At 69.3% G+C, this 5,124-nt stretch carries 5 protein-coding genes; 4 read left to right on the forward strand and 1 reads right to left on the reverse strand.

The window, feature by feature from the left end; all coding sequences use genetic code 11:
* Positions 1 to 99 precede the first annotated feature (99 nt).
* A complete protein-coding gene (gene dacB / locus PSV33_RS02300; RefSeq protein ID WP_300558132.1) occupies positions 100 to 1,596 on the reverse strand; it encodes a D-alanyl-D-alanine carboxypeptidase/D-alanyl-D-alanine-endopeptidase in 1,497 nt (498 codons plus the stop codon).
* A 54-nt stretch (positions 1,597 to 1,650) separates the two neighbouring features.
* Between dacB and PSV33_RS02305 the strand changes: the two genes are divergently transcribed.
* Genes PSV33_RS02305 through PSV33_RS02320 form a run of 4 tightly spaced genes read left to right on the forward strand, consistent with a single transcriptional unit; the run spans position 1,651 to position 4,838 of the window.
* A complete protein-coding gene (locus PSV33_RS02305; RefSeq protein ID WP_300558134.1) occupies positions 1,651 to 2,670 on the forward strand; it encodes a DMT family transporter in 1,020 nt (339 codons plus the stop codon).
* A 16-nt stretch (positions 2,671 to 2,686) separates the two neighbouring features.
* On the forward strand, positions 2,687 to 3,415 hold the full coding sequence (gene tsaB / locus PSV33_RS02310) for a tRNA (adenosine(37)-N6)-threonylcarbamoyltransferase complex dimerization subunit type 1 TsaB (protein WP_300558137.1): 729 nt from the start codon (positions 2,687 to 2,689) through the stop codon (positions 3,413 to 3,415).
* 6 nt (positions 3,416 to 3,421) lie between these two features.
* On the forward strand, positions 3,422 to 3,901 hold the full coding sequence (gene rimI / locus PSV33_RS02315) for a ribosomal protein S18-alanine N-acetyltransferase (RefSeq protein ID WP_300558139.1): 480 nt from the start codon (positions 3,422 to 3,424) through the stop codon (positions 3,899 to 3,901).
* A 10-nt stretch (positions 3,902 to 3,911) separates the two neighbouring features.
* Entirely contained in the window at positions 3,912 to 4,838 is a 927-nt protein-coding gene (locus tag PSV33_RS02320; protein ID WP_300558142.1) for a uracil-DNA glycosylase, read from the forward strand.
* Positions 4,839 to 5,124 lie beyond the last annotated feature (286 nt).

The following is a 5,124-nucleotide window of genomic DNA, read 5'->3' on the forward strand; positions in this document are numbered from 1 at the left end:
AGCGGGGCGAGGGAAGGGCGGGGGGTTGGGAGTGGGGAGTTGCGCCTACTGTCCATAGCGAACCCAGGCCGCAGCGTGATGCCAGGAAGGGATGTCCCTTCAGCGTTCCTGCACCGCCCACTGAATCAAGGCATCCAGCGCCGGCCGCGCCGCGATCGCATTCGGATGGTTGACCATGCCGACCACGATGTAGCGCGCGCCGCTCGCGCCGTTGGCATAACCGGCCACGGCCGTCACGTCGCGCAGTGAGCCGGTTTTCATGAAGGCCTGCCCGGTGACCGCGGTGGCGCGATTGCGCATGGTGGCGTCCACGCCGGCGATGGGCAGGGAGTCGAGCAGGTCCTGCGCGACGCGGCCCTGAGCGGCGACCTGCAGCATGGCCGCCAGGCTGGCGGCGCTGATGCGTTCGACGCGGCTCAGGCCCGAGCCGTTGTCCATCACCGGAGCCTCCTGCCGCGGCAGGATTTTTTTCCACCAGGCCGCCAGTGCGGCACGGCCGGCTTCGGGTGTGCCCTGTGGGTTGTCGCCCGGCTGGGCATTGCGCCCCAAGGTGAGGAAGAGGTGCTGGGCCATCACGTTGTTGGAGAACTTGTTGACGTCGCGCACGATGTCGCGCAGCGGCAGCGAGGGCGCGTCCAGCCGCAGCGGCGCTTTTTCACCGGTCAGCGTGCCGCGGGCACGCAGCATGGCCAGCTCGGCCGGCGTGGCGTCGCGCGCGCTGCCGGTCAGCAGCCCGCCCAGCGCGCGCCATGAGCCTTCGATGGCGCGCGCCGCAAAGCTGGCGGGCTCGGCATAGGCCGTGGGCCAGAGGCGTTCGCCGCAGGCCGCTGAGTAGCTGCCGGCGAACTGGATGCGGTCGGGGCTGTGCACGCTGGCGCGCAGCTCGCTGCGCCAGTCGCCGCAGCGGCTCACGCGTGCCAGCGGCACCGTGTCATCCACCAGCAGGCCGGCCATGGGCGGCTCGCTCTGTACCCGCGCGTGGCCGTTGGCCAGGTCGGGCGTGAAGCGCATCACCAGCGACTTGAAATTGATCAGCAGGGCATCGGGGCGCGCGTTGTAGGGCCGCAGCGGCTCGCCGTCGAACTCGCCGGCGTCCAGTGCCGGCACCAGGAAGGCGCTGCGGTCCAGCACGATGTCGCCGCGTATCACCTTCACGCCACTGGCCTGCACCTGGCCCAGCAGTGCCTGCAGGCGCTCGACCACCAGCTTGGGGTCGCCGCCGCCGCGCACCACCAGGTTGCCATGCAGAATGCCTTCCGACAGGCTGCCGTCCAGCGTCAGGCGGGTGTTCCAGGTGTAGTCGGGCCCCAGTACGTCGAGCGCGGCGTAAGTGGTCACCAGCTTCATGACCGACGCCGGGTTCATCGGTACCGTGCTGCGGTGCTCCAGGCGCGGCGGCTGCCGGCCCGAGGCGTCCATCACGAGCAGCGTGACGGCGTCCGGCGGGACCTGCGCACGCACCAGGGCCTTGGCAATGGCCGGCGGCAGGGTCAGTTTGGGGGGGCGCTGGGCTTTCTGGGCCAGCACCCAGCCGGGGGCCAGGACCAGGGCGAGCGCGGCAGCCAGCCGGCAGAACATCAGGGGACAAGGAAGCATGGCTGATTATCGGCCTTGCCCTGCGAAGCAGCCGCTTGCCCGGATAATCGACCCATGCGTTTTTCTCCCAAGACGGTCGGCGTGCTTGCCGCCATCGTGACCGTTGCCATCTGGACCTCCTTCATCGTGATTGCACGCGCCACGGCGCACCGCAGCCTCACGCCGCTGGACATCAGCCTGCTGCGTTTCATCGGCGCGGCGCTGGTGCTGCTGCCCTGGGGTGCCTGGCTGGTCTGGCGCCGTGCGCGCGACAGCCGACCCGCTCTCGCGCCGCCGAGCTGGCTGGGCCTGTCGCCGCTGGGCTTTCGGCTGACCGCGCTGATCGGCCTGGTCGGCGGTGTCGGTTACGCCTGCCTGGCCTACAGCGGCTTTTATTTCGCGCCCGCGGCCCACGCCTCGGTGCTGCTGCCCGGCACCCTGCCGCTGAGCACCACCCTGATGGCCGTGCTGATCCTGAAAGACCGGGTGACGCGGGTGCGCGCCATCGGCCTGGGCCTGATTTTTCTCGGCGACGTGATGGTGGGCGGCGCCAGCCTGCTGCAGGCCTGGACACAGGCCGGCAGCCAGGTCTGGAAGGGCGATCTGCTGTTTCTCTGCGCCTCCACCTGCTGGGCCGTTTATTCAGTGCTGGTGCGCAAACACGCGCTGCAGGCGGTGTCCGCCACCATTGCCATCAGCGTGTTTGCCTTTGTGACCTATGTGCCGGTTTACAGCCTGCTGGCGTATTCGGGCGCCATCGCCACCCGGCTGGCCAGCGCCCCCTGGAGCGAGATTGTTTTCCAGATGGTGTTCCAGGGCGTGGGCTCGGTCGTGATCTCCGGCATCACCTTCACCAAGATGGTCCAGTCCTTCGGCCCGGTGCGCTCGACCATGATCACCGCCGTGGTGCCCGGCCTGTCGGCGCTGGGCGCGGTGATTTTCCTGGGCGAGCCGCTGTACTGGAACCTGCTCGCCGGGCTGGCACTGGTGACCCTGGGCATTGTGTTCGGCGTGCGCATGCAGGCCCAGCGCGCCCCGGCAGTCGCTCCTGATTCGATAGCTGATGGCGCACAACCCACCAGGGCCAAGGCCTGATTTGACGCATCAACCCATGAAACTCCTGGCCTTTGACACCAGCACCGACAGCATGTCGCTGGCCCTTACCGACGGCCGGCGTGTCTGGCAGCACACCGGCCCCGGCGGTGCGCAGGCGTCCAGCACGCTGATTCCGTCCATTCTCGACCTGCTGGGCCAGGCCGGGCTGGCGCTGGTCGACCTGGACGCGCTGGTGTTTGGCCGCGGCCCCGGCTCCTTCACCGGCCTGCGCACGGCGTGTTCCGTGGCGCAGGGCCTGGCGCTGGGGGCGCGCCTGCCGGTGCTGCCGCTGGACACACTGATGGCGGTGGCCGAAGAGGCGCGTTTCCAGCACGAAGGAGCGCAGGCTGCGGCCCGCCTGCAGGTCACAACGCTGCTGGATGCGCGCATGGACGAGATGTATGTGCAGCGTTTTGCCTGCAATGGCGGGCGCTGGACCGCGCTGGCCGACTGCAGCCTGCTACGTCCGGAGAACCTGCCGCTGGACCCGGCAGACGACCTGCTGGCAGGCAATGTGTTCGGTGTCTACGCGGCGCGCCTGCCGGTGTTTCCGGACAGCCTGCCGCGGATCACCGCCTTGCCGACGGCTGCGGCCATGCTACGGCTGGCGCCTGCGTTGCTGGCCGCCGGCCAGGGTGTGCCCGCCAGCCAGGCGCTGCCGCTGTATGTCCGTGACAAGGTCGCCCTGACCACCGAAGAGCGTGCCCGCGTCAAGGCCGGCCTCGCCTCGGCGGCCGGCCGATAATGCGACATGAGCGCCGTTCTCCAGCCCCTGGAAGCCCAGTTCGAACCCATGACCGAGTTGTGGTTCGATGCGGTGCTGCGGGTCGAGGAAAGCGCCTACGCCCACCCGTGGTCACGCGGCAATTTCAGCGACTCGCTCCAGGCCGGTTACCAGGCGCTGGTGCTCACCGGCGGCAGCGGGCCGGACGCGGAACTGCTGGGCTATTTTGTGGCCATGAAAGGGGTGGACGAGGTGCACCTGCTCAACATCACGGTGGCACCGGCGCACCAGTGCCAGGGCTGGGCCCGCGTGATGCTCGATGCGCTGGCGCTCTGGTCGCGCGGGCAGGGCGCGCAGTGGCTGTGGCTGGAGGTGCGCGTGAGCAACGGCCGCGCCAGGACGGTGTACGAGCGTTACGGCTTTCGCCACGTCGGCACCCGGCGCCAGTATTACCCCGCGGCCCATGCCACACGCGAAGACGCCGTGGTCATGAGTCTGGCCTTGTGAAGGCGCCGCGATGAGCCTGGACCTGGACAAACGCCAACGCGCCATGCTGCGCGAAATGGGCGTGCGTCTGTGGCAACCGCCGGCGCCAGCGGCGGATCAGGTGGCGCCGGAAGTTGCTACCAATAAGATAGCTGCTGGCGCACATGCAGAAAGGGCTAAAGCCCGATTGGATGCTGAATCTGCGCCGGCAAGGCATGCGCCCGCAGCACCTGCAGCCCTGCCTTCCGCCCGCGCGGTGCCTGCGCCTGCAGCAACGCGGCCGGCGCCCGGCCTGCAGCCGAGCGCGACGGGTGTGGACCGGATGGACTGGCCCGCGCTGCAGGCCGCGGTGGCCGGCTGCCGCGCCTGCGCGCTGTGCGAAAGCCGCCAGAACACCGTGTTTGGTATTGGACCGGCGGCCGCCGAAGGCGCCGCGCCGCAGGTTGACTGGCTCATCGTCGGCGAGGCGCCCGGTGAAAACGAGGACCTTGCCGGCGAACCCTTTGTCGGCCAGGCGGGCAAGCTGCTCGACAACATGTTGCTGGCCACGGGCCTGCAGCGCGGCAGCGATGCCAGCGTGCCGCGTGCCGGCCTGTCGACAAGCCTTTTCATCACCAATGTGCTCAAGTGCCGCCCGCCGGCCAACCGCAACCCCGACCCGGCGGAAGTGGCGCAGTGCGAGCCTTACCTGAAACGCCAGGTTGAGCTGCTGCAGCCGAAAATGATTCTGGCGCTGGGCAAGTTTGCCGCCCAGTCGCTGCTGCAGGACAGCGTGCCCGAGGTGCAGAAAATCCCGCTCGGCAAGCTGCGTGGCCAGGTGCACCGCTACCTCGGCGTGCCGGTGGTCGTCAGCTACCACCCGGCTTACCTGCTGCGCAGCCAGAGCGACAAGGCCAAGGCCTGGGATGACCTGTGCCTGGCGATGAGTGTGGCCCCCACGGTCGTTCGCTCTGCGTAACTACCTGCCCCCACGCTTGCCGCTTCGCGTACTGCGCGAGGCCTTGCAGGCCGCGGCTCGCGGCACGCTTCGCCTCTGTCGCCTGTCCCAACCTGCGCAGGCAGGTTGGGAGCCGCAGGCTCCAGCCCCTCGGGGGCGCTGCGCCTGCGGACTGGCAGAGCCAGATCCGCGGCCCCTGCTGGTATGAAGAAGAGAGCCTCTGCGCTAGCCCGTCACTTGGCTGCCCGCGCTGGCGCCAGCACCGAGGCGATCGCCACCACCATCAGCACCACGGCGGCCCAGTCCT

This window comes from Polaromonas sp., from assembly GCF_029945895.1.
Lineage (GTDB): Bacteria > Pseudomonadota > Gammaproteobacteria > Burkholderiales > Burkholderiaceae_C > Polaromonas.